The sequence below is a fragment of the Pyxidicoccus sp. M6 genome, assembly GCF_055568925.1.
On the sequence record NZ_CM145714.1, the window covers coordinates 5,859,395 to 5,883,313 of the forward strand.

At 68.7% G+C, this 23,919-nt stretch carries 21 protein-coding genes; 10 read left to right on the forward strand and 11 right to left on the reverse strand.

Annotation, left to right across the window (positions count from 1 at the left end):
* Positions 1–160 precede the first annotated feature (160 nt).
* On the forward strand, positions 161–997 hold the full coding sequence (locus tag ACVTJA_RS23435) for a family 16 glycosylhydrolase (protein ID WP_465839312.1): 837 nt from the start codon (positions 161–163) through the stop codon (positions 995–997).
* Here ACVTJA_RS23435 and ACVTJA_RS23440 read toward each other — a convergent pair.
* The 4 genes from ACVTJA_RS23440 to ACVTJA_RS23455 all read right to left on the reverse strand — a co-directional run bounded on the left by ACVTJA_RS23440 (position 954) and on the right by ACVTJA_RS23455 (position 8,294).
* Entirely contained in the window at positions 954–4,958 is a 4,005-nt protein-coding gene (locus ACVTJA_RS23440; RefSeq protein WP_465839314.1) for a M36 family metallopeptidase, read from the reverse strand. The two genes, ACVTJA_RS23435 and ACVTJA_RS23440, sit on opposite strands and share 44 nt — an antisense overlap.
* 137 nt (positions 4,959–5,095) lie before the next feature.
* A complete protein-coding gene (locus ACVTJA_RS23445) occupies positions 5,096–6,034 on the reverse strand; it encodes a helix-turn-helix transcriptional regulator (RefSeq protein ID WP_465839315.1) in 939 nt (312 codons plus the stop codon).
* 16 nt (positions 6,035–6,050) lie between these two features.
* Positions 6,051–6,806 carry a type 1 glutamine amidotransferase domain-containing protein gene (locus ACVTJA_RS23450; RefSeq protein WP_465839317.1) on the reverse strand — a complete coding sequence of 252 codons (756 nt, stop codon included), beginning with the start codon at positions 6,804–6,806 and terminating at the stop codon, positions 6,051–6,053.
* A gap of 300 nt (positions 6,807–7,106) precedes the next feature.
* On the reverse strand, positions 7,107–8,294 hold the full coding sequence (locus ACVTJA_RS23455; protein ID WP_465839318.1) for an FAD-dependent oxidoreductase: 1,188 nt from the start codon (positions 8,292–8,294) through the stop codon (positions 7,107–7,109).
* Between the two features lie 196 nt (positions 8,295–8,490).
* Between ACVTJA_RS23455 and ACVTJA_RS23460 the strand changes: the two genes are divergently transcribed.
* The 4 genes from ACVTJA_RS23460 to ACVTJA_RS23475 all read left to right on the forward strand — a co-directional run bounded on the left by ACVTJA_RS23460 (position 8,491) and on the right by ACVTJA_RS23475 (position 11,747).
* Entirely contained in the window at positions 8,491–9,792 is a 1,302-nt protein-coding gene (locus tag ACVTJA_RS23460) for a serine/threonine protein kinase (RefSeq protein WP_465839320.1), read from the forward strand.
* 545 nt (positions 9,793–10,337) lie between these two features.
* The gene (locus ACVTJA_RS23465; RefSeq protein WP_465839321.1) at positions 10,338–11,006 is read left to right on the forward strand and encodes a DUF6585 family protein; all 669 of its coding nucleotides are present in this window, start codon (positions 10,338–10,340) and stop codon (positions 11,004–11,006) included.
* 31 nt (positions 11,007–11,037) lie between these two features.
* A complete protein-coding gene (locus tag ACVTJA_RS23470) occupies positions 11,038–11,523 on the forward strand; it encodes a hypothetical protein (RefSeq protein ID WP_465839323.1) in 486 nt (161 codons plus the stop codon).
* A gap of 101 nt (positions 11,524–11,624) precedes the next feature.
* Positions 11,625–11,747, forward strand: coding sequence for a peptidase inhibitor family I36 protein (locus ACVTJA_RS23475; RefSeq protein WP_465839324.1), 123 nt, complete (start codon positions 11,625–11,627; stop codon positions 11,745–11,747).
* A gap of 32 nt (positions 11,748–11,779) precedes the next feature.
* Here ACVTJA_RS23475 and ACVTJA_RS23480 read toward each other — a convergent pair whose 3' ends face one another.
* Positions 11,780–13,399: an alkaline phosphatase family protein gene (locus ACVTJA_RS23480; RefSeq protein WP_465839325.1), complete on the reverse strand. Its 1,620-nt coding sequence runs from the start codon at positions 13,397–13,399 to the stop codon at positions 11,780–11,782.
* A 189-nt stretch (positions 13,400–13,588) separates the two neighbouring features.
* Positions 13,589–15,316 carry a bifunctional metallophosphatase/5'-nucleotidase gene (locus tag ACVTJA_RS23485; protein ID WP_465839327.1) on the reverse strand — a complete coding sequence of 576 codons (1,728 nt, stop codon included), beginning with the start codon at positions 15,314–15,316 and terminating at the stop codon, positions 13,589–13,591.
* Positions 15,317–15,565: 249 nt separating this feature from the next.
* Between ACVTJA_RS23485 and ACVTJA_RS23490 the strand changes: the two genes are divergently transcribed.
* Positions 15,566–17,416: a bifunctional metallophosphatase/5'-nucleotidase gene (locus tag ACVTJA_RS23490; protein ID WP_465839329.1), complete on the forward strand. Its 1,851-nt coding sequence runs from the start codon at positions 15,566–15,568 to the stop codon at positions 17,414–17,416.
* A gap of 267 nt (positions 17,417–17,683) precedes the next feature.
* Entirely contained in the window at positions 17,684–17,821 is a 138-nt protein-coding gene (locus tag ACVTJA_RS23495) for a helix-turn-helix domain-containing protein (RefSeq protein WP_465840501.1), read from the forward strand.
* A gap of 331 nt (positions 17,822–18,152) precedes the next feature.
* Here ACVTJA_RS23495 and ACVTJA_RS23500 read toward each other — a convergent pair whose 3' ends face one another.
* The 5 genes from ACVTJA_RS23500 to ACVTJA_RS23520 form a co-directional block, all read right to left on the reverse strand.
* Positions 18,153–19,028 carry an SDR family NAD(P)-dependent oxidoreductase gene (locus tag ACVTJA_RS23500; protein WP_465839331.1) on the reverse strand — a complete coding sequence of 292 codons (876 nt, stop codon included), beginning with the start codon at positions 19,026–19,028 and terminating at the stop codon, positions 18,153–18,155.
* Positions 19,029–19,313: 285 nt separating this feature from the next.
* On the reverse strand, positions 19,314–19,670 hold the full coding sequence (locus ACVTJA_RS23505; RefSeq protein ID WP_465832652.1) for a hypothetical protein: 357 nt from the start codon (positions 19,668–19,670) through the stop codon (positions 19,314–19,316).
* A gap of 10 nt (positions 19,671–19,680) precedes the next feature.
* Positions 19,681–21,180, reverse strand: coding sequence for an IS66 family transposase (tnpC, locus tag ACVTJA_RS23510; RefSeq protein ID WP_465832653.1), 1,500 nt, complete (start codon positions 21,178–21,180; stop codon positions 19,681–19,683).
* Between the two features lie 24 nt (positions 21,181–21,204).
* Positions 21,205–21,597 (reverse strand): IS66 family insertion sequence element accessory protein TnpB, encoded by a 393-nt coding sequence (gene tnpB, locus ACVTJA_RS23515; protein ID WP_465832655.1) that lies wholly within the window; start codon positions 21,595–21,597, stop codon positions 21,205–21,207.
* Complete coding sequence (locus tag ACVTJA_RS23520; protein ID WP_465832657.1) at positions 21,594–21,989, reverse strand: hypothetical protein; 396 nt, start codon at positions 21,987–21,989, stop codon at positions 21,594–21,596. The genes tnpB and ACVTJA_RS23520 overlap by 4 nt, the downstream gene beginning before the upstream one ends.
* Before the next feature lie 20 nt (positions 21,990–22,009).
* Between ACVTJA_RS23520 and ACVTJA_RS23525 the strand changes: the two genes are divergently transcribed.
* The 3 genes from ACVTJA_RS23525 (at position 22,010) to ACVTJA_RS23535 (ending at position 23,749) form a co-directional block, all read left to right on the forward strand.
* The gene (locus tag ACVTJA_RS23525; protein ID WP_465839333.1) at positions 22,010–22,351 is read left to right on the forward strand and encodes a winged helix-turn-helix transcriptional regulator; all 342 of its coding nucleotides are present in this window, start codon (positions 22,010–22,012) and stop codon (positions 22,349–22,351) included.
* A 204-nt stretch (positions 22,352–22,555) separates the two neighbouring features.
* Positions 22,556–23,008: an alpha/beta fold hydrolase gene (locus ACVTJA_RS23530; RefSeq protein WP_465839335.1), complete on the forward strand. Its 453-nt coding sequence runs from the start codon at positions 22,556–22,558 to the stop codon at positions 23,006–23,008.
* A 210-nt stretch (positions 23,009–23,218) separates the two neighbouring features.
* On the forward strand, positions 23,219–23,749 hold the full coding sequence (locus tag ACVTJA_RS23535) for a sodium:solute symporter family transporter (protein WP_465839336.1): 531 nt from the start codon (positions 23,219–23,221) through the stop codon (positions 23,747–23,749).
* The last annotated feature ends 170 nt before the right edge of the window (positions 23,750–23,919 follow it).

The following is a 23,919-nucleotide window of genomic DNA, read 5'->3' on the forward strand; positions in this document are numbered from 1 at the left end:
ATTGAAATTCAATGTCATATCCATCACAGGGAGAGCAGCGCCCGGGCCTCGTGCGCCTCCCGGCCTCCGCGCCATCTTCCTCAGGGGCCCCCATCCCGCTTTTGTGTCAGGGCTCACGCATAGGCTTGAGGGTCTTCACTATCTGTCACCAGGGTGGATCATGGGCAAAGCACGTCGCGAACTGAAGACCGACCCCGCTCGCGGGCTCACCGTCGCCGGGCAGAGCGTCTATTACAGCCTCGGCTCGCCGGATTGGACCAACCTGACGGGCGGGCCGTACGCGTCCTCGACCTACAGTTACGCGCCGCCGCCGGCCGGGGGTGGGCCGAACATCGAGCTGGCGACGATGAACATGGCGAACTGGGGAGGGGAGGGCTCCTGGTACTCGGCGAAGATGCGGCTCGGCGTCGCGCTCGGCTTTGGCCAGTACGAGCTGTCCATCAAGGTGGGCGCCGGGAGCGGCGTGACCACGACCTTCTACTTGAGCGAGTTCAATCAGGACCAGCAACAGGAGATCGACTTCGAGTTCTCCGGCCACTGCACCCCCGGGTCCACGCCGTGTGGCACGCAGAGCGTGTCGACCAACGTCTGGTGGCAGGGGGCTCAGTACGTGAACACCGCGACGCCGCTGTGGACGGGCACTCCGCCGAACCCGCTGCCCGACACGACCTCCGGCTGGGGCGCGTCGGTGTACCGCTACCGCATCGACTGGGAGCCGGACACGGTCACCTGGTCGGTCGACCTCACGGGCACGGGCAACAACTACGTCGTCATCCGGAGCCAGGACATGTCGACGGTCGGCCCTTACGACGAGTCGCTGTGCTACGCCTTCATCAGCTTCTGGCAGGGCTGGACGCCCGACGGCTCGCCGTTCCTGAACGGCGCCGACGCGTCCGGCAACTGCGGCGCGTCGGGCGGTTGCTACCAGGCGTTCTATTTCCAGTCCCTCAAGTTCACGCCCTCGGCGAACAACCAGCTCGTCGCGCTGGTTCCCTGAGGCGCCTGGGAAGGCGGGGCCTTCTCGCCATCCACGCCGCGAGCAGCAGCGCCAGGAGCGCGGGCTCCTGTCCTCCGGATGCGCAGCCACCGCAACCTCCGGAGGACTCCGCGTCCAGGATGCGCACCGTCACCGGCAGCGGCGCGCTCTGGAGCTTCCCGTCGCTGGCCACGACGTTCAGCGTGAGCACCGTCGCCCGTGAGACGTCCGGCGCGGTGAAGGACACCCTGGGAGTCGTCGCTCCCTCCGGCGTCACCTCGGGCCCTTCCACCACCGTCCACGCGTAGGTCAGCGCGTCACCGTCCACGTCCTGGCCCGACGCCACCAGCGAGACACGTGTCCCCTCCCGAACCTCGAGGCCCGGCACGGGGCTCAGCGTCGGCGCGTGGTTGAGGCAGCGTCCCGCGTCGTCCACCACCGCCGGGAACGGTGTGTTGACGAGCCCCTCGAAGTGGAGGTCATCGACATCCCAGACAGGCATCACGGCCAGGTTCTGGTCGTACAGGTTCGTGCCCACCGCGAAGCGGAGCCGCACCGTCTTCCCCGCGTAGGCCAGCCCCAGGTCCACGCTCACCGGCTCGAACTCCGGGTAGGCCGCGTTCCGGGCACACCAGGCCGCGCGATTCACGAGCGGGTTCTCGTCGCCCCACCTGTCCGAGATGACGTCGTTGTACGTCGGCGTCGCCGCGCTCCCGATGTCCGTCCAGGTCCGCCCATCGTCCGTGCTCAGCTCGAGGACGGCGCCATCCAGCGAGAGCACCGGATCGCTGAGTTCGTCGGTCTCGAAGAAGTGACGGTGCTGGAACGTGAAGCGGAAGGGGCGATCCGTGGCCACCTGGAGGGGTGGCGAGACAAGTGACCGCAGCCCCGGGAGGTCCGTGGGAGGCACGTTGAAGTGATGGCCCCCATCGCTCGCGCGGGCCACGCGGGCCCAACCCGGCCCGAAGTCCGCTGGCTCCTGCTCCATCCGCCAGGGATGGCGCACCGCCTCCACGCTCTCCACCGTGCTCGTCGCGGGCACCTCGTCCCGACTCGTCCATAGCGATAGCGTCGCCGTCTGGTCGCCGGACACGCTCTGGTCCTCGTCCCGGAACGCGATGCCCACCTGGAACGTGCGAGGGGACACACCGTCCACCTCCACGGGCACGTCCACGCTCACCAGCCCGAAGGGCTCCGACGCCGGAACGTCCCAACGATGACCCTCCGGGAACCGCAGCCCCTCCGGCGCGCTCGTCACGGTGACGCTCGACCGCTCCAACCGGCCCGTTCCCGAGTTGCGGAGGGTGATGCGCACATGCGCCTGCTCGCCCGGGTCGAGCGTGTCGTCGTCATCACAGTCGCGCGCGCCCGGAACCAGCTCCGCGCGGACGAAGGTCAGGTCGCGTCCCGTGGCATCGCTCTCGATGACCCCTTCATGGTGGTACGAAGCCCGGTGAGGAGCGACGGCCCGCAGGCCCGCGCCGCGACGGGCGAACGCGAGCGAGAACAACTCATGGTCCCGCGCGTCCCGGGCCACCGCCGCCGCGAGCAGCGCGTCCCGCGCCTCCAGCAGCGTGGGATTGACGGGCGTCAGCTTGAGGGCCGTGACGAGATACTCCTTCATCCGCGTCTGGGCCTGCTCGAAGGTCAGTCGCCCGGTGTCCCGCAGCAGGGCGACGTAGCAATCCCAGAGCATGCTCGCCCACACCTCCCCGGTGTTGTGGGGCTCGGAGTTCTCGGGGACAGAGTCGGGGTTGACCGGCACGCCCTCCGGCAGCGGGACGAGGTCCTCGATGTGGCGGAAGCGGAGGGGGTTCTTGCCCAGGTCCGTCGAGTACGGATAGCGCCGAACGCCCCAGTAGTAGCCCTGGCTGGTTCCTCCGCCCATGGAGTAACCCGACACCGCATAGGTCCCCCCGAAGTCCGCGTTCCCGGGGAGGTGGGCATCCGCCTCGCGCGTCGTCAGGAGCAGCGCCACGAAGTCGCTCCATCCCTCTCCCAGTGAGAACCCCTGGTTGTTGAGCAACCCCGCGCCGTCCCCGATGAGGCGGTTGGTCATGTAGTGCGCCCACTCGTGGGTGATGAGGGTCGTGTCGAGCGCCGAGTCCCGGGAGGCTCCGTTCCTCACCAACCGCAAGGTCGTGGGCCCCTGGGCCATCGCCTCGCGAATCCGGTTGCCCACCTCCGTGACGACACCCGTCGCGGGGATGGTGAGCTCACTGGAGCGTCCCGAGAAACCATTCATCCGGCTCACCTGCGTCTCGGGCGCGATGAGCAGGGCCACCGCCCCCGCCGCTTGCACGTTCCGCGTCTTGACCATGACGTCACACCCGCCGCGCCGGTCCACCACCGCCACCTTGCCGCGCACCTCGTCCGCGTTCGTCAGCGGCTCGCAGGCGTCATGGAAGGTGCCTCCAGCGACCCCATCCACCGCGAACACCGCCGGAGCGGAGAAGGCGTATTGCTGGGGGCCATAGTCCGAGCCCGCGAGCTCGAACGGCCCCTGGGTGCCCGAGGCCGTCTCGATGAAGAGCGAACGCTCCACGCCGGAGTCGAAGATGAAGAAGCGCACCACCGTGGGCATCCCATCCGCGGCGACCTCGACGAAGGCGTTGTTCCGCCCCTGATGGTGCTGCGTCCTCACGTCCAGCGCGTCTCCCCCCAGTCCACCCCGGCCGAAGTTGTCCTGCTGCCCGTTGCCCGACGCCTCGTCGAAGCCCGCGTCGTAGAACCAGTCGTGGAGGAAGTTGTTGACGTAGAAGAGGTGCGTGAGGCCCACCCGCACCTGCTCGTCCGTGATGCCGGGCGCGTAGCGATGGTCATAGCCGTGGTCGAAGACGGCCGGGTCCGTGATGGCGCCGAGCAGGTCGCCATCGCCGTAACCATCCGGCGAGGCGAGGTCCGCGAAGGCCACCACGTTGTTGCCCTCCGTGCGGGTGGCGCCCGGCGGCAGCCAGGGGTCGTTCCGACTGAACGGGGCGTTGCGCAGCGTCACCCGGCTCGGCTCGACGAGCGGTGCTTGATAGCCATCCGGCAGCCCCGTGGGATGCGGATTGCCGTGCTCGCCCTGCGGTCCATCCCAGGGGAGGAAGGAGCCGCCGGGCTCGGCCCAGACGCGGTAGGTGAACTCCCCCGCGTCCCGCCGCAGCGAGTGGCGCAGCAGCAACCGCCCATCATCCGCGGCAATGACATACGCGTACAGGCCACTCGCCCCCTCCTCCAGGGACTCAGTCCCCACCTCCACGTAGTACGCGGGCACCAACGCGTCCGGCAGCGCGAAGTAGACGGGCTTCACCCGCGCGGGTCGGGTGAGTCGGACGGCACGAGGGCCGGAGGACAGCTCGAAGTGCCGATAGGGTCCACGGCCCGTCCCCGTGTCGCGCAGGCTCTCGGGTGGCAGCGCGTGCCCCTCCAGGTCCCCATAGCTCAGGGCAATGGCCTCACGCGGCTCCAGCGCGAAGGGCCGCCCCCTGGCGAACCGGGCCTGGGACGCCACCGGGCTCAGGTGACCCGACAGCGACACCAGGTCCCCGTTCGCGTCCAGGAACACCTTCAAGGACTGCCGGAAGACCTCCACGCCCTCCACGCGCTGGGCGAGCTCGACGATGCGTCCGCCGGAGGCAATGCGGTGCACGGCCCGCACCGGTGTGTGCTCCGCGTCCGTCCGCTCCAGGCGGTAGAGCGGCGCATGCTTCTCGAGCAGCTCCCGCGCGGCCTGCTCCGGAGACCGAGGCTTCAACGACAGCGCGGACGACAGACTCGCCGCTCCGGCGCGGTCGGCCCAGACGAAGGTGGGCACGCCGAGGCGTTCCTCCTCATGGGCGATGATGAGGCCCGGAGCGGCCGAACGGTCGAGGCGTGCGTGCGAGGAGGAGGTCGGGGCCGAGGTGAAGACATCCACCGTCGGCAATCGCTCTCGGGCCAGGAGGGGAGACGCCGCCAACACCATGGCGACGGCGAGAAGCGAGGGCAGTCTCGTCATGCGCGTGGCTCCTGGACAGAGGGTCCCGAAAGCCTTTCACAGACGTCCTTCCCTTTACCTCCTCCCACCGTCCCGCTCCGGTGAAGCCTCTCACCGCGAACAGTACTTTCTCCAGCCATTGACATCCCATGGCGGTTTCAATGCCGCTTCCGCGGCCCGGCTGATGAGAGCATCAGCTCGCGCAGTGCCGAGGGAGGAACGTCGTTGTACCTGCGAAACGTCCTGGAGAAGTGCGCCTGGTCGGAGAAGCCAGTACAGAAAGCGATGTCCGTCAGCGTCAGGCCCGCGTCGCCCATCAGCGCATGTGCGGCGTCGACACGCGCCCGCTGCAGGGTCTCGGAAAACGTCGTTCCTTCCTGCTGCAGGGCGCGTTGAAGGCCACGGCGGGACAGGGAGAGTCGCTGCGCGCTCTCCTCGAGCGTCCAGGAATGCAGCAGATCGCTGCTCATGAGCTGCTGAAGCCGGCCACGAACCTCTTGGAGCGCGCCCTCTCCCGGCGCAGCGCACGCCGGAAGAGGCGCCTGCCTCGTGGGCTTCCAATGGAAGGTCGCCACGTCGGTCACGTCAGGCAGCCTCCTCGAAGCGGACTTCGAGGCCCCGCCGTGGATGACGACGGGCGCACCGGACGCACGCTCGAGTGTCACGGTCAACCCGGTGAAGCCCGCGGTCTCCAGGAGCGCCACGAGGACGCCCCAGATGAACAGGTCGTTGACGGTGAGAATCTTCCCTCCGTCGATGGCCACGTGCCGCACGGTCATTCGAGCACGCGTCAGGTCATGCTCGAGGAGCTGGGTGCGGTGGCGCGAGTGGAGGAAGCGCTCGAGGGTTCTCCACCGCTCCATCGCGTGCCGGGGCGTCGGCCCCGCGACGAGGGCCCTGAGCACGGGGTGCGACGACAGGGTCCGCAGCTCACGTCCCAGCTCCAGCACCGCTCGCCAGCCATGTGCGTCCATGACGTCCTGGAGGACGGCGACCTTGTCGCGTCCCTCGGTGGAAATCTCCGGGTAGTCGCGGGCGACGGTCGCCTTCAGCACGGCACTCAGTGCCGGGCTTGTCATCACACCTTGGTCCACCATGGTCAGCAGGTCCTCGTCAGGGGGAGGCCTCCGAAAGCGTGCCGGATTCCGGCTCGCACCGTCCCGCATGGCGCCAGTCACTGAGCGCGGCGAGGAAGTGGACGTTGAAGTCCGCGCCGGAGAATGGATTCTGGCTCGTCACCAGGTTGCAGTCGCGCACGGCGCGGGAACGGCCCGGAAACGCTGTCTCGTGCCGGTAGCCTGCCTCGTCGAGCTGAGCTCCGATGCCTCGGACCTGTGCGCGTGCGCCCATCACGAAGGTCTCGATGTACCACTCCTCGAAGCCCGACACCGAGGTGACGTGCCGGCCCGCGAAGGGACTCTGCTCCTTCGGCAACCGTGAGAGGAGCGCGGGCGCATGGCAGACGAGTCCCACGGGGCGGGCCGTGGCGCCGAAGTCGAGGAGCAGTCCATGCAGGTCCGTGTCGTGGAGCAGGTCCACCATGACGCCCTGGCCGCCCGGCACGAGGAGGGCCTGAAACGCGTCCGAGCGTGTGCGGACCTCGGACAGGGGAAGCGGTGCACGCAGCTGGGGAAGCTGCGTCAGCAGCGCCTGCGCTTCGGAGAGCGCCTCGGGATGCTTCTTCCAGTAGGACGGCTTCACGCCCTCCGGGTCGAACGCGGGAGCCCGCCCCTCCGGCGTCGCGAGCACCACCTCGTAGCCCGCGTCGACGAGCGCCTTATAGGGCTCGTAGAACTCGTTCAAGAAGACGCCCGTCTGGCGGGTACTTCCGTCCGCGAGCTTCTGCTCGGACGCGGCGGAGAGGACCATGAGGACTGCTCCGGGAGCGCGGACCTCCGCCGGGGCGGAAGGAAAGACGACCCGGTGGGCCGGAGTCGTTGCGCAGCCCCACGCGGTAGTCAGGCCCGCGAGCGCGAGCGGAGCGAGAAACCACGTCAAGGCCTTCCCTGCGTGGAACGTCTGGGTCTGAGTCGAACTGGGCGCACCCATGCGGGTCCTCCTGGTGACAGCGTCATCACCAGCGTAGGAATCCGAGGGTGGGCGGGCTTGAACAAAGGCGCCAATCCGCCTGGGGCCTGACGGGTGCCCCAGGGGCGGCGCGCCGGGAGCCTACAGGCCTTGATTGCGCGTCGGCGCGAGCGGCAGATGCTGACTCCAGCCGCGCGCCATGCCCGCCGCCAGGGCCGAAAAGTCGCTGGCCTTGCTCGCTTCGTTACGGCGCAGGCAGGCCCGCGGGTCGCGGCTGAACAGGCTCGCCGCGATGGCGCGTCCGGCCATGGTGACGGCACGGGTCTTTTCGAGGCGCAGTCCGGTGAAGGCTTCGAACGCGCGCCGCGAGTCTCCGGGATGGCCGGCCAGGCAGTTCGCCAGGTGCCAGCCATCCTCCAGTGCCTGGCAGGCCCCCTGTCCCGAGGTCGGCAGCGACGCATGCGAGGCATCGCCGATGGCGATCACATTGTCCCGGTGCCAGCGCGGCATCGGGTCGTGGTCGTGCACGTGGATCTTGTTGATGCGCTGGGCCGGCGTCGCATCGATGACGCGCCGGACCGCTTCCGGCCAGGGTGCAAACAGCGCCTCCAATTCCGCCTTGTATCGGTCTGGCGCGTTGGCCTGGATCGCCATACTGGCCGCGCCGCCAGCCCAATACCCCTTGTGCGCGCTGACCGGAACGATGCCGAAACGCTCGCCCACGCCCCAGTAGTCGGTGACGGCGATGTCGTCGAACATCGATTCGTCCGATTCAACCACGCCAATCCAGTTGATGAAGCCTTGATACACGGGCGCATTGTCGCCGTTGACGTAGAGGCGCGCACGCGAGGCCATGCGCCCGTCGGCGCCGATGATGATGTCGGCCTCGATGACATCCCCTCGAGCCAGCAGCACACTCGCCATGCCTGATTCCGAGGTAGCAAGGCGCTCGACCGCGGCGCCGTACTCCACTTCGACGCCAAGCGACGACAGGCGGCGCAGCAAGATGTCTTGGAAGTCGGTGCGCAGCACCGACAGACTTGGATAACCCATCTGGCTGTCAATCAGCGTGATGTCGAGCGAGCCCAGGTCCTCGCCGGTGTTCGAGCGGCGGCGCATGGCGACCGGGCGTCCGCTGACCGCCTCCATCTCCGCCAGAACGCCAAGCCGGTCGAGCACGAAGGCGGCATTCGGCCACACGACGATGCCGGCACCGATGTTGGTTTTTTCGCGATGTCTCTCCAGCACCTGTACCGAAAACCCCTGCTGCCGGAGTGCAATCGCACTGGCAACTCCGGCAACGCCTCCTCCGATGATGACGACATTCATGAGTGCTTCAATACCATGATATCGAGCGGCGGCTCCGGCCCGGCACGTGCTCAAGCGCTCCGCGACGCGATGAGCGCGAGGTTGCGCGGAGACAGGCGCAAGCCTTCCGAGGAGCAGGAAAAGAGTCATATTCATTCGACCTCTTCCTGCTCGAGCTCGCCCCCGCGCTCGATGAGACCGGCGATGTCTGCTATTCATGCGTCTCGTGACATCCCACGTCGGCAAATACCAGCGCATCCGCCTGCTCACCGAAGGCATCATCGAGGATTATCTGGCCAAGGCCACCGGCCCGCGGGGCGTCGAGAAGACGCTGGTGCTCCAGTGCCTCCGGTCGGACATGGCCGAGGACGTGGAGCTCCGGGAGAGGTTCCTCGACACGGCGAGGGAGGCCGCCCGGCTCTCGCACCCGCACCTCGCGCAGGTCTTCGACTTCGGTGTGGCGGACGGCACGTACTTCCTCGCCAGGGAGCACATCGAGGGGCCCAGCCTGCGCAGGGTGATCAATCACCTGGCGGCCCAGCGGATGACCCTTCCGGCGACACTGTGCGCGCGCATCATCTCGCAGGCCTGCGAGGGGCTCGCCTACGCCCACGACCTCACCGACCCCCAGACGAAGCAGCCGCTGCGGCTCATCAACCGCTGCGTCAGGCCGTACAACATCCTCCTGTCGCACCAGGGGACGGCCCGGGTGGTGGACTTCGGCATCGACCATCTCCGGGTCCAGTGCACCCCCGAACATCACATCCCCAACTGGAGCAAGTACGTGTACATGGCGCCCGAGCAGATACGGGGCTTGCCGTCGGACCGGCGGGTGGACGTATATGCGCTCGGATTGGCGCTCTACGAACTGCTCACCGCGCGCAGGCCCTTTGACTCCAACAAGTCCGGCGCGGAGCTGTTTAATGCCATCGTATCCGAGCCGCTGGTGCCCGCCGAGCAGCACCGGCCGGACCTGCCCGGTGCCCTGCGCGCCATCCTCGCCCGGGCGCTCGCCAGGGAGCGGGACCTGCGTTACCCGGACTGCCGCGCGTTCCAGTCGGACCTGGAGGAGTTCATCCTCTCGGTGGGTGAGCCGGTGACCCCGCGGCAGGTGGTCCAGCTCATCCATCAGGTGACCGCGAGCGACAACCCGACCGTCATCGCCCCGGTGCCCCCGACGCCGTCCGGCGCCTCGTTGTCGGACGGTCCACCGACGCATACGCCAAGGCCCGCGTCTGCGCGGCTCGACGACGACTCCAGCCCGGGGCCCACCCCGCGGACGCCACGGACGGACCTGCCAGACCCGCGCTCCTCGCCGTCGCCTGCCCCGGCTCCCGACGGCCCGGTGACCCAGGCACGGCTCCGCTGGGGAAGAGGGTGGGTCCTCGCGGCGGCCGTGGGCCTGGGGTTCCTGCTCGGAGGCGGCGTCATGCTCTGGAAGATGGGCGCTCGGCCCGAGCCGGAGAAGGCTCCAACTCCGGCTCCGCGGCCCATGACTCCGGAGCCCGCCCGCGAGTGACCTCGCCCGTCATGAGCTGCTCGAGGACAGGGGGCGCGGTTCGGGCATCGCGGCTCTCCGCTGCCGGGCTGGGTGAGACGTCGAGTCCGGACGATATCGCTCGCATCCTGACTCCCACCCGTGTCTGGCAGGTCCATGGGGCCACGCACGGCGTCTGGCATTGAGGCGATTCTTCCCTCAAGCGAAGGGGAGGGGAACCGATGTGTTGGATTGCCCGGACGTCTCAATACCCGCGTCGGGCGGTCGGCGGCGGGAGGGCGACAGCCCACGAGGGCTCGTGGGCATCCGGCGACCTCGAGTTCGTCTCACTCAATGAAAGAATTGGAAGTCCTCCAGGTGGCCCCTCTTGAATTGAGTGTTTCGCTCGAAACACTCGAATTCACAGGACCTTCGCCAGCTCCCGAGGCGTTTGGGGTCGAAATGGGGCCGGTTCACGGCTATAGACTGAACGAACATTCGTTCATTGCCCCACCCGGCCCGTTGGGAGTCGTCCCCTGAAGCGCTCGTACACCCTGGTTTTCCCCCGGCACACCTTGTGGTGGCTCGTGGCGGGGCTTGTCCTCATCTACGTGGTGCTGGCGATGGTGCTCACGCCCGCGTCCATCCACCTGCTGCCACGAGACATGGTGGTGGGCATGCTGCGCAGCAACTACGGGTTCCCCTTCTTGCTGCTCGGCATTCCGTGCGGCATCTACCTGATGGCGTGGCGTGGCGGTGACTTCTTCGTCTGGTGGTGGTCCCCGCGCTCACTGGTGGTGGACGACAGGGGGCTGCGCTCAGGCAGGACGACTCTCGCGTGGCGCCAGGTGCGCTCCCTCGTCCGAAAGCACCAGGAGGACCAGCTCCTCCTGCGGCATGACAGAGGCACGTACCGGCTCCGGCTGTTCCTGTGGAACGACCCGGGCGAGCTCGAGGCCCTGGTCACGGAGAACGTGGTCGCCGAGCTCCTGGAGGAGGTGCACCAACAGGTGGCCCAGGGGGAGTCGGTTTCCTTCGGTCCCCTGACCCTCGATGACGATGGGCTGACCTACAAGCGGAAGCTGTTTCAATGGGACGACATCGACAGCATCCGTTTCCAGGACGAGAACGACGCGGGCGCTGAGACGCGTGAGCTCATCCTCACGGTCAACGGCAGGCGCCACAAGTTCGACGAGGCGAAGATTGTCAACGCCCCCGTCCTGCTGGCCTACCTGGCCGCGCGCCTGGCCGACTGATTCCCCTTCACCCCAACACAGGCATCACATCATGGAAATCTACAGCTCCGCGAAGTCGCGGGCGAAGTCGGAGAAGCCGCACGAATTCTATTACTCGCGCACCAGGCTCATCGCGGGCGCCTTCCTCTGGGCGGTCACCAGCGCGGGCTTCCTCGTGCTGACCGCCATGGCCATTCCCAAGACGGGCGCGGGTTACCTGGTAGGGCTCATCGCCTTGGCCATGGTGTGGATGTTCATCGGCTGCATCCGGGGGCTGGGGAAGCTGCACACGCCCGCGCTGGTGATTGGCCGGGATGGAATCACCTTCCCCGACGGTCAGCTCATCGCCTGGGACGACATGGAGGAGAACACCTACCTCAACCAGACCTATATGGGCATCATCCCCATCGGCCGGTACGTCATCGTCAAGACGCGGTTGAAGAAGCCCAAGACGAAGAAGATGCGCGTCTTCGCGCTCGACATGACGAGCGACGAGTACCTGGCGCTGTGCGACCGCTACGGCTCGAACGAGCGCTGAGCGCCTGGGCCCGGGCGGCCCGGAGACCCGCCGCTACTTCGCGCCGCCCTTGACCACCGCGTTTCACCTCCCTGAAGGTCTCCAGTGGCTACAAGGTCACCTTGTACGAACATGACAACTTCAGTGGTGCCAGTCTCACCAAGGCGGCTGACGATGCCTCGCTCGTCGACGACGGCTGGAACGACAAGATGTCCTCGCTCATCGTGAGCGCGTCGGGGATGTAGGTCAGCGCCGTGAAGCGTGGCGGGCGCGGCCTTCACCGCCCCGAGAGGGCCTCCGCGCGTGGCTTGCCTTCAGCGGATGCGGGCATTCCCATCTCCAGGAGCGCGGACAGCGTGGGCGCCACGTCTACCGGGTCGATTTCCTGGGGGTACAGCCCCGGCTTCACGCCCCGGCCCGCGAACACCACGGGCACCTGCACGTCGTAGGCGTACGGCGTGCCGTGGTTCGTCCCGCGCGGGTAGTCGCTCACCACGTGGAACGGCTTCGACACGAAGAGGACGTCCCCGCTGCGCATCGGGTAGTAGCCGCGCCGCAGCGGCGCCACCAGCCCTTCGATGTCCGGGGCCGTGTCCAGGTCGTCCTTCGCCACCGCCGTCATCGCGAAGGGCTGCTTCGACAGCCACGCCGCCGCCGCGCGCCGCACCGCCACGCCCTCCACCTCTCCCGACTCCAGGGCCTTGCCGCCCAGGTACACGTCCAACTCCAGCATCTTCACTGTCACGTCGACGCCGAACCTCGAACGCAGCTCCTGGGCCAGCCCTTCCGCGACTTCCACCGGGTTGATGCGCTTCGCGGGCACGCCGGCCTGGGTCCAGGCCTCCGGAATCTCCGCGCCCCCATGGTCCGCCGACAGCGCGATGACCAGGTTCGCCCTGCCTCCCGCCGCGCGCTCGGCGGCGGAGATGAGCTCGCCCATTGCCTGGTCCAACCGCAGCAGCGTGTCCTGCATCTCCCATGAGAACGGCCCGAACGCGTGGAACACGGCGTCCGTGCCGCTGAAGCTCACCGCGAGAAGGTCCGGCACGTCGTCCCTGCCCAGGCGCTCGCCCTCCAGCGCCGCCTTCGCCGCCTGGACCAGCAGCTCATGCGAACGAGGCGACACCGCGAAGACCCGGTACGACGCGGGCCCAGGCTCCTTGCTCCCTCCGGTGAGCGCATGGGGGAACGTGCGGCCCATGCCGTAGGGGTTCGGGGGTTCCGCGGCGCGGTCGTCCTCGCCCACGTACTCGGCGCGCGGGCGCAGCAGCTCCCACGTCTTGCCAAAGGCCGCGTCCGCCAGCCTTCGCGCGTTGAACGTCTGCATCCAGGCGGGCACCGCCTTCGCGTACCAGGTGCTCGTCACCATGTTTCCCGTGGCCTCGTCGAACCACCACGCCTGTCCCTGTCGCCCGGCCAGCGGAATCGCCGCGCGAGCCTTGAACGACAGCGCCACCACCTTGCCCCGGCCCTGCGTGGACACGCGCAGCCGGTCCGCCAGCGTCTCCGCCATCAGGTTCTCGGGACTGGTGTCCGACGCCGGGGCGGTGACTCCGTCCAGGATGGGGTACCTCGGGTCCCTGTAGGCCTGAACGCTCTGGCCCGTGACACGGTCATGGACGTCGTTGTCCACGATGCCGTGGCGCCAGGGGTTCGCGCCGGTGGCCAGCGTGGCGTGCCCCGGCGCGGTACGGGCCTCCGCATAGGCGTAGCGCGCGTAGGGGTAGAACGCCCCCGTGGCGAGCAACTGTCCCAGGCCACCGGTGAGGCGTGGACGGTTGCGCAGGAGCAGGTCACTGCCCATCGCGTCCACGCTGATGAACAAGGTGAGCTTCGGAGCCCTGGCCGAGGCGGGCAGGGCGGACAGGACGAGGAGGGCGGCGAGAAGGCGAGACACGCCGGACAGCCTCTCCGGCCGGATGGACGGAAGCAACCCTGATGCATCGTCATCGCCAGGCCCTGCGCTGGGGATGAAGTGGACCTGTGCACTCGCGCGACGGCGGCAGCACCCGGTCAGGGCGCGCACCACGAGGGTGCCGACGTTCAGCCCGAACACCCTCGCGATGCTGCGTGCCACCGTTGACGACTACAGGCCCGTCACCCGGTCCGGGGGCGCCGAGAGGGTGCCCGCCGCGGAGAGGTAGGCCGTGAAGTTCTCGAGGTCCTCCGGCCCCCCCAGGCGGTTCTGCCCCTCCGTGAACGGGGTGAAGAGGTCACCGCCGTCCGCGAGGAAGTTCAGCGTCCCCACCCGGTACGTCGCCGCGAGGTCCAGGGGAACACCGTGCAGCTTCATGGACCCCGGGACGACGCGGCTGCCCTCGGGCTGGGTGGCGTCCCACTCATACGTGAAGCCCTGGGACACGCCGAGCGCCAGCATGGGGCGCGAGCCACGCGCCGGCACGGGCTGGTACTGCGCCTCCAGAATCCGGCGGATCTGGTCTCCCGTCAGGTCCAGGCTCACCAGGAGGTTGCCGAACGGCAACACCAGGTACGCCTCCTCGTAGGTGACCTCGCCCGGCAGCTCGCCATTGGTGATGGTGCCATAGCGCAGGCTGGCCCGCACGCCGCCCACGTTGGTGAGGGCCAGCTGCGCGCCTCCCTTCGCGCCTTCCGTCCCGAAGAGAATCGAATCCGCGACGAGGTCCGCCATGGGCGTCTCGATGGCCCGGTTCCCACCCGAGTCGCCGGTGATGTCGCCGGTGATGCGCCCCACCACGCGGGCAGCGCGCGGCGCGGCCATGGCATTCCACTTGGAGATGATGGCCGTCTGCGCCGGGTCCTTCGCCACCGTGCGCGTCACCAGGTGGTTGACCGCGGTGGTCCGCTCCGGGATGACGTTGCCGGAGCGGCGGTTGAGGGTCAGGTTGATCTCCGTCACCACCCGGCCGTACGACGCCGCGCTGGTCACCGGGCGCAGCCGGCCGTCCGGACCGGGAAGGTTGCAGACGTACGGCTCATGGGTGTGCCCGGTGATGAGCACGTCGATTTCCGGGTCCAGCTGCGAGGCGATGGTGGCGACCGGCCCGGAGATGCCCGCGCACTCGTTGTAGGCCCCCGTCTGGAGGCCGCCCTCGTGCATGAGGACGATGAGGGTCTTCACGCCCTGGCGGACGAGCGTGCGCGCATACCGGTTGGCGGTGGCCACCTCATCCAGGAAGTCCACCGTGGCCACGCCGGCAGGCGAGACGAGCGTGTTCGTCGCCGCGAGCGTCATGCCGATGAACCCGACCTTGACGCCGTCGACCTCGCGCACTTCATAGGCAGGCAGGAGCGTGGTGCCGTCGCACTTCTGGACGACATTGGCCGCGAGCCAGCGGAACTGCGCGCCGGGGTAGGAGACTCCGGGCAGGAAGCACCCAGCCTCGGGGTGGCAGCCGCCGTACTGCATCCGCAGGAGCTCCGACGTCCCCTCGTCGAACTCGTGGTTGCCCACGCTGGAGACATCCAGCTTCAGCGCGTCGAGCGCCTCCACGGTGGGCTCGTCCTGGAAGAGGCCGGAGATGAAGGTGGAGCCACCGATGAGGTCGCCCGCCGCCACCGTCAACGTGGCGCCGGGAGCCGACGCGCGCAGCTGCTGAAGCGTCGTCGCGAGGTACTCGACTCCGCCCACCGGCGTCTGGCCCGGGTCCTGCCGCCGGGAGAGCGGCGGGTCATCCGCCTTCAGGTGGCCGTGAAAGTCATTGAGCCCGAGCAGGCGCAGCTGCACGTGGTTCTTGTGGGCCTGCTCCTGCGCCAGGGCGCTCGGAGCGGCCCCTCCAACGAGGAGGGCGAGGGGAAGACACCAACGGAGGTGGGACGGACCGGATGAGGGCATCGAGGTGCTCGTGAGGAATGGAGGTGCCGTCTTCTATTCGATAGTTGATGGGAAAGCCATTGCGGGCGTGTGTCTTGGGAGGCTGGTTCAGACAGACACTTCCCCAAAGCGGGAACGGAGGAGGGGAGCATGGCGCCCTCGAACCCGATGTCAGGTATTGAGCAATCATTTCCTTGGGGCACATCGAACCGGTAGGGTGCGTCCCCCTCCGGAGGATTCCCTTCCGGCACGGCTCATGGTCGAGGCCTCTTGAACCGCTTCCCCTTCTTGATGCGCGCGCTGCGCACCAGCACGCTCTGTCTCGTGGGTGCCAGCTCGCTGCTGACCGCCTGTGACTCCAACGATGACCCGCCCCCCAATCAGACCCCGGTGGACACCTCGCCGCGCACGTTGACGCTGCTCCAGACGAGCGACCTGCACACCAACATCTTCCCGTGGGACTACTTCACCGGGAAACCGGACGCGAAGCGCGGCCTCGCCAGGGTGGCCACGCTCGTCAAGCAGGAGCGGGCGAAGAACCCGGACTGCACGCTGCTCGTCGACACCGGTGACACCATCCAGGGCTCGCCGCTCGGCACCTACTACGCCCTGGTGGACAACGCGCCCAAGCACCCCATGGCCACCGCCATGAACGAGCTGGGCTACGCCGCCATGGCCCTGGGCAACCACGAGTTCAACTATGGCCAGGACGTCCTCAACAAGTTCAAGAGCGAGGCGAACTTCCCCGTCCTCGGCGCCAACGTGCGCAAGGTCGCGGACGGCTCCGCGGCCTTCACCCCGTATGTGATGACCACGGTGTGCGGCGTGAAGGTCGGCATCCTCGGCCTGGTGACGCCGGGCGTGGCGACGTGGGAGCGCAAGGACAACATCACCGGGCTGCGCTTCGATGACCCGCTGGAGACCGCGAAGGCCTACGTGCCGGAGATGAAGCAGGCCGGCGCGGACGTGGTGGTGGTGGCCATCCACAGCGGCCCGGACAAGCAGCCCGTCGGCAGCGCGACCAGCCCGGAGTCGTGGCTCGCGGACTACGCGGACCCCACGAAGTGGACCGACCGGGGCAACCTCCCCGGTGAGAACGAGGCCGTGCAGATTGCCCAGCAGGTCGCGGACGTGGACGTGCTCCTCACCGGCCACACCCACCAGCCCATCCCGAAGATGCTGCTGAAGAACCAGGACGGCCGCGAGGTCCTCCTCACGCAGCCCAACCGCTGGGGCAGCCACCTGGCCCACGTGCAGCTCAACGTCACCTGGAACGGCGGGCGCTGGGGCGTGGACACGCACGACTCGCAGCTCCACGCGGTGGACGACACGGTGGTGGAGGATGCCACCGTCAAGCAGCTCACCCAGTCCTACCACGACACCACGGTGACCTACGTGAACCAGAAGATTGGCAGCACCACCGCGGCCTTCACGGGCGGCTTCCCGGGACGCTACGTGGACAGCCCGCTGGCGGACCTGCTCAACACCGTGCAGGAGGAGGCCGCGGAAGAGGCCGGCTTCCCCGTGGAGCTGTCCGCGACCGCCCTGTTCAGCAACAACGTCGCGCTGCCGGCGGGGGAAGTCACCCTGCGCGATGCCTACAGCGTCTACATCTACGACAACACGCTGTACGTGATGGAGATCAACGGCTCCATCCTCCGGCGCGCGCTGGAGATGAACACGCTGTACTTCAAGCAGCTCGACGCGGCCAACCTGCCCGCGAAGCCCGAGGACGCGAAGGCCACCGCGCCCGTCGTCGCGGACTACAACTGGGACCTCTACTCGGGCATCGAGTACGGCTACGACCTGACGAAGCCCGCGGGCTCCCGGCTCACGCACCTGCGCTTCAAGGGCCTGGACGTCCGGGACGACCAGGTCTTCCGCATCGCCGTGAACAACTACCGAGGCGGTGGCGGCGGCGGGTACAGCATGTTCAAGGAAGGCCGCCTGCTGTGGTCCTCCGCGGACGGCGTGCGGGATTACGTCGCGCGCTACATGCAGGAGCACCAGGGCCTGTCGCCGGCCTCGGTGAACACCTGCAACTTCACGCTCGCGCCCGACCTCTACACGCCGTACTTCCAGGCCACGCTCGGCCCCGCGAAGTGCCTCACCGTGAAGTGACGTAGCCACCAGGGATGCCCGGTGGACAGCCTCCTCTCCGGAGGGCACGTCCCACCGGGCCTCCCGTGTTCCTACCTTCCCGCGGTCGGCGCCCCAGTGGAGATTCCCGAGGCGCTGTGCAGGGGAAGGGGAGTGGGCCCTCCTGGATTCGAACCAGGGACCCATCGGTCATGAGCCGGGGTGGGGCCGGTTGGCACCGTTTCCACGGTTTCGACTCGCCATGGTGCGCCGGTGGTGCGGAACATGGTGCGGCCGGTGGCCTCGCCGATGCTCACGGTGCGCGAGGTGGCGGAGGAGTTGGCCGTTTGCCGGGCCACCGTCTACGCGCTCCTTGAACGCGGGGAACTGGAGCGGGTAAGGGACGAGGGGTGTGTCACTCCTGCAACGCGAAGCGAGCGCATGTGACGGCAGTGCACCTGGTGGAGCAGGTGCTGCCGCATGTGCCCTACCGGCAGTGGACGCTGTCCTTTCCGCATCGGGTGCGGTGGGTGCTGCTCAAGGACGTGGGGCTCCTCTCGGACGTCCTCACCCTCTTGCTGCGCGCGGGGGCACGCCCTGCAGCGACGGAGGGCGCGAGGGCCGCCCCAGAGCGCGTGGTGTTGAAGCTCAAGCCGCCACAGCCAGCCAAGAGAGCCAGGCACCTGCCGCGCCCCACCTGGGAAAGCGGCTGGGCTGGGCAGGCTATGTGTGGCGGATTCGCCGTCCGAGGGATGCGCGAGACGTGCTCCTGGCCGCGTCATCGAGCGTGGACCCGGCCCGCCTCCCTGTCTGAAGCGTTCACCGTGAACTCGCGCTCATAGATGCCGTGGACCTCATCGAGGACCGCCTGCGCACTGTGCGCGAAGGGCAGGGGCGTGACCTTGCCCTTGTTGAGGAAGCTCCCGTCGGGGACACGGAGGCTCCCCAGGGCCGCGCTGTGAATCCGGTCGGCGCCCACGCTGGGCGGCTTGAAGAAGAACCGGGCCACGAGGCCGAGCGCCCAGGGCATCCCCGCGCTCGCCGTGAGCGGCGTCTTGTTGGGACCGGGGCACGCGGAGACGCTGGAGATGCCCTGCGTGGACAGCTCATCCGCCAGCGCCTGCGTCCACAGGGACAGGGCCAGCTTGGAGTGGGCGTAGGCGCCCAGGAGTGGCCGGAACTTGCCCGTGGGATGCGCGAGGCTCTTCGGTTCGAAGGACTTCACGTACAGCAGCGCGTTGGAGGACGTGTTGGCCACCCGCTTCAACTGGCTGTTCGCCACGTTGGGGGCCAGGGCGCGCGTGAGCACATAGGGCACGACGGTATTCACCTCGAAGCACAGCTCACGGCCCTGCGCTGAGAAGAGCAACTCCCCGGGACCGACAGCCGCGTTGTTGAACAACACGTCGAGGGAGGGCTCCTTCCTCGCAATCTCCTGGAGGGCGCCCCGGAGGCTCTGGAAGTCCGACAGGTCCGCGCGGTACGTGCGCAACCGGCCGGCTTCTTCGGCGGCGAGCACGTCTGGCACCTCGGCGATGGGCGAGCGCACCAGCACCGCCACGTCCCAACCCTCCGCCAGCAGGCGCCGCGTCAGCGCCAGTCCGACCCCTGTGCGCGCACCTGTGACCAGCGCCGTCCTCGTGTCAGGCCGCATGCTTGCTCTCCTTGGCGGGAATGCCCTTCGGTGCGCCGCTATATGCTGGCCACGGGATTTCCAAACAAGGACGCACTTTGAAGATACCGCCCTCGCCCATGGCGCTCCCCCCGGATGTCTGCAAGGAGGTCGGCGAGGTGCTGGCCCGCGTGGGAGACAAGTGGTCCATCCTCGTCATCCGTCACCTGCGCGAGGGCCCCGTCCGGTTCAACGTAAGTCCTCGCCCGAGCCCGTCGAGTTCTCCGTTGACGGAGAGCTCGGCGGATGATGCCGCTGTGGCCCGACTCAGCGTGATGGACCGCGTGCCTCCGCCCAGAGGGAGAGTTCTCCGTTCGCCTTCACGCGCAGTTCCCAGCGGCCCACGGCGCGCAGGTCGTTCGCGAAGTGCTGGCGCTTGCGGTCCACGAGCGCGTCGACCATCGCGAGCATCGTTGTCCGGCCGGGCTGGGGCATCGCTTCCAGGCGCCGGTAGACATCGGGCAACAGGTTCTCCTTCCCCCACTGCGCCACTACCAGCGCATTCCAGACGGTGATGACGACTTGGAGAAAGGCCTGCTGCTGCTGAAGCGACGCGCCTGGTGGCATCTGCGCGAGCAGTGGCGCGGCGTACTCCAGCAGGGTTTCGGAAATCTTCGCGGCCATGGAAGCCCTTTCAGGCAGCTGTCGCGTACTGGTGCGGTAGCAGTGGCGACTCGCCGTTGAGCGCCGCCAGCACGGCAGCGCGCAGGTAGGCCTTGGGCTCGACGCCGCACAGCTTCGCCGACTCCAGCAGGCTGTAGAGAATGGCGGCCACCTCGGTGCCGCGGCGGCTGCGGCTGCCGTAGTGGTTCTTGCGTCCCACCACCGGCCCGCGCAGGGCACGCTCGGTGGCGTTATTGTCCAAGGGCACGCGTGCGTCGTCCAGGAAGCGCGTCAGTCCGGGCCACAGCTCGCCCAGGTAGCGCAGGGCCTTGCCCAGCGCGGACTCGGGCAGCACGCGCACCTGGAGGGCCCACGCGTGCAGGCGGGCCACCACCGGGCGGCTCTTCTGCTGGCGAAGTGCGTGCAACCGCTGCAAGTCGGGCGGGCCCGTCTGGTACTCGCGCTCCACTTGGTACACCTCGCCAATGAGCTCCACAGCGACTGCCGCCTGGGGCCCGCCGCACTCCAGAAACTTCCTCCGCACATGCGCCCAGCAGTGCGCCACCTGGAAGCGCCCAGCACTCTCCTTCTGCAAGGCCCCGTAGACGGCGTAGCCGTCCGCCATCAACACGCCGGAAAAGTCTTTCAACAGCTCGCGCGCGGCCTCGGCCCCTCGGGTTTCGGCGATGCGGTAGACGACGGCGTGCGCACTGGCCAGCGCCCACAGGTGCCACTTCGTCTGTCCCGGGCTGCCCAACAGCGGCCAGCGCGTCTCGTCCGCGCCCAGCACCTGCTGGCGTAATTGCTCAAGCCAAAGCGCTTCCCACGTCGGTAGCAGCAGGCGCGCCAGCAGCCGCACCTGGTCCCAGAGCGTCTGGCTGTCCACCACCATGCCCTCGCGCGCCATGGCCCGCACCTGCCGCTCCAACGGCGCGTGGTCGAGGTACTTCTGCACGGCGACTTCAATGGCGAAGGCCACGGAGTAGCGGCCCCCCGGCACCAGCTTTGGCGGGCCCAGGGCTGTCTCCACGCACGCGCCGCAGCCGCAGCGGTACTTCTGCCGCCGGTGGCGCTTGAGGACGAAGCGTCGCTCCACCACGTCGACTTCCTCGGCCTCCTCGTACTGGCCGGCCATGGGCGAAAGCGCGCCGCCACACTGGGGACACTGCTGGTCCGCCTCGTCCAAAAGGTGCACCTCCTCTTCCACCGGCAGCGCCTGCTGGCGCGGGCCGTGGCCTCGCTGGGGCTTGCCCTCGGTGGGCGGCGGCTCGGGCTTCGGGCGCGGGCGCTTCTCGCTGGAGGGGCCGAAGAGGGCGGCGCGTGCCTGGGAAAGCTGCCGCTCGACTTCCGCCAGCCGCAGCTGCAGCACCTCGGCGGCCTCGCCGCGCGCCGTCAAAAGCTGGCGCGTCAACTCCACCACCCGCGAGGTCAGGCGGCGATTCTCCGCCTCCAGCAGCAGCGCCGCCTGGCGTAGCCTTTCGACGTCTCGCTCGGTTTCCAGCCGCACCATGCTGGGTCGTGCTGGTGCCACACCACCCTCCAGGTTGCAAGCTCCTCAGCCCACCTGGCCCCGCGCCAGCGCGAAGACCGGCACCGCCTCGGCCGCCGCGGGCGAGAGCGCCTGGTGCCCTACCAATTCGCTGCCCTCGAAGAAGAGCGCCAGCTCCGGCAGCGTTAGCGCCACCGGCTCGCCCTCTTCTGCCCGCTTCCACACCGCCGCGAACCGGCCCCTCTCCAGCCGCTTCGCGTACAGGCACAGCCCCGTGCCGTCGAAAAAGAGGGCTTTGGCCCGCTTCCGGTTTCCACCCACGAAGAGAAAAACGTCACCACTCAGCAGCTCGCGCCCCATGCCCTGCGTCACCAGTGCCGACAGCGTGTCGAAGGACTTGCGCATGTCGCACGGGCGCGCGTACGCGTACACCGCCAGCCTGCGCGTGGTGCCCATCATCCCCCAAGCCCCCTGAGCACCTGCACCACCTGCGTCACGCTGAGGCCCTCCACCCGCACGCCCCCGGGCCCGTGCACCACCAGCGCGCTGCGTACCGCCACCTCGCGCTTCATCTCCACCGGGTGGAAGGCCGCGCCACTCGTCTCCGGTGCTGCTCGCGCGGGCCGCCCTCGCTTCACCGGGCCTGCCTGCCGGCCCCACCGCGACAGCGTCCACGAGGACAGGCCCACCTCCCGCGCCGCTTCCTCCTGCGTCCCTCCCTCCGCCTGCCGCGCCCTCAGATACGCCACCACCTGCGCACGGAAGCCCTCCTCGAATCGCCACCGCGTCCCGCGACCCCGCTGCGCTTCCACCTGCTCCTTCAGCTTCTGCGCCGTCTCCTTCAAGTCCATGCCGTCGCGCTCCTCCTGCTTTGAGTCGAGCGTCGACTTCGCACTTCATCCGCCCCCCCGTCACGACGGGCTCAGGCGAGGAGTTACGGTTCAACGACCTGCGCCGGGACCTGGGCGGCATCACCCACAAGGTGCTGACGTCCACGCTGCGGGGTCTGGAGCGTGACGGCTTCGTCCTGCGCACCGTCACGCCCACGGTGCCGCCGCGCGTGGACTACGCCTTGACGGAGCTCGGCCAGGAGTTGATGGAGCCCATCGACATGCTGGCGACCTGGGCGCTCCGTCGCCGTGACGCCGTCCACCACGCCCGCGCCGCGTATGACGCGCGTGAAGCGCCGCCACCGCAGCGCGAGTCACGCTGAACTCCGAGCCGGAGTGCGCCGCAGGGGTGCTGCCGCGCCAGCATCCAGGCAAACACCTCGAGGGAGAGGTGGCCATGGCCCTGCCGTGCAGGGGGCCACCGCGTCCGTGCGGGCCAGATGAGGGGCATCCCTCAGGGGCGCTGGTGCGGAAAGGAGGCCCTCGCCAGAATCGCCAGTCTCCTTTCGGACGAAGGCTCCAATCACATGCGAACGATTCGCCTCGGTGCCGCGCTGCTCTTGTTGGCTGCTTGTGATTCCTCGACGCCGGCCCCCACGCCGGATGACACGCCCGGGCTTCACCGGGTGACGCGCCTGTCGGCCGCGCGGGGCGTCCAGTTGGAGGTGCTCGACTTTGGCGGCGAAGGCCCGGCCCTGGTGTTCCTCGCGGGCATGGGCAGCACCGCGCATGTCTATGACGAGCTGGCCCCCGAGTTCCGCGCCACCCACCACGTCTACGCGCTCACCCGGCGAGGATTCGGGGCCTCGGACTGGCCCGACTGTGACGGGCCGGCGCAGGGTTCTGGCGTACCTGACGGGGCGGGAGGCAGTGCGGGCGATATTGGAGCACCTGGCACTGCCCTGGCAGCGGCCGAGGCTGGCCCCGGCGCAGGGGCCCCCCCAGAGCGCGTGGTGGGGGTGAACGCACTCCAGCCGTAGCCAAGGCGCGCCAGCCAGCGGCCGAGTCCCCCTGGGAGCACGGCGTTGGCAGGGGTGTGCCTGAAGGGGGCTGCATGGTCGCTCCACCGGAAAGGCGCATCAGCTTGGGGGCCCCCTCCAGCAGCCCTCTTGCCCCGCAGTGCCCCGGGCCGCTCCCCGCAACAGTGCCCTCATCCTTCCTATTGGCCGCACGACTTGTGGAGCACGGTGGTGCGCAAGGGCAAGGCGCCGGAGCACGAGCAGCTCAAGGTGGCGCGCATCGCGAGCCTCGCGCTGGGCATCCTGGCCATCATCCTGGGCGTCATCTTCAAGGGGCAGAACGTCGCGTTCATGGTGGGTCTGGCGTTCGCCATCGCGGCGAGCGGCAACTTCCCCGCGCTGCTGTTGTCCATGGCGTGGAAGAACTTCACCACGCAGGGTGCGGTGGCCTGCATGCTGGTGGGCACGTTCGCGGCGGTGGTGCTCATCTTCCTGTCGCCCACGGTGCAGGTGGACCTGCTGCACAACGCCGCGGCGCCCTTCCCGCTGAAGAACCCGGGCATCATCACCATTCCGCTGGCCTTCGTGGTGGGCGTGGTGGTGTCGCTGCTCTTCCCGGAGCGCGAGGCCGCGGACCGCTTCGCCGAGGTGCGCCACCGGATGCACGTGGGAGCGCCCACGCCGAGCATGCCCGCGCCCGAGGTGCCGGCGTCGATGGCGGTGGCGACCGCGCCGACGGTGGTCCGCCCGAGCAAGGCCTGACGACGACTTCGCCCTCCCACTCCTCCTCGATGGGAGGGCAGGGACGGGGCCCGGGTCTCCAAGGGACCCGGGTCCCGCGCCCGTCTTCACGGGCAGCACTCGCGACGCTTCAGGCCCGGGGCGTCACGGCGCCGTGCTGACGTTGGGGAGCGTGCTGCGCACTCAGGGTG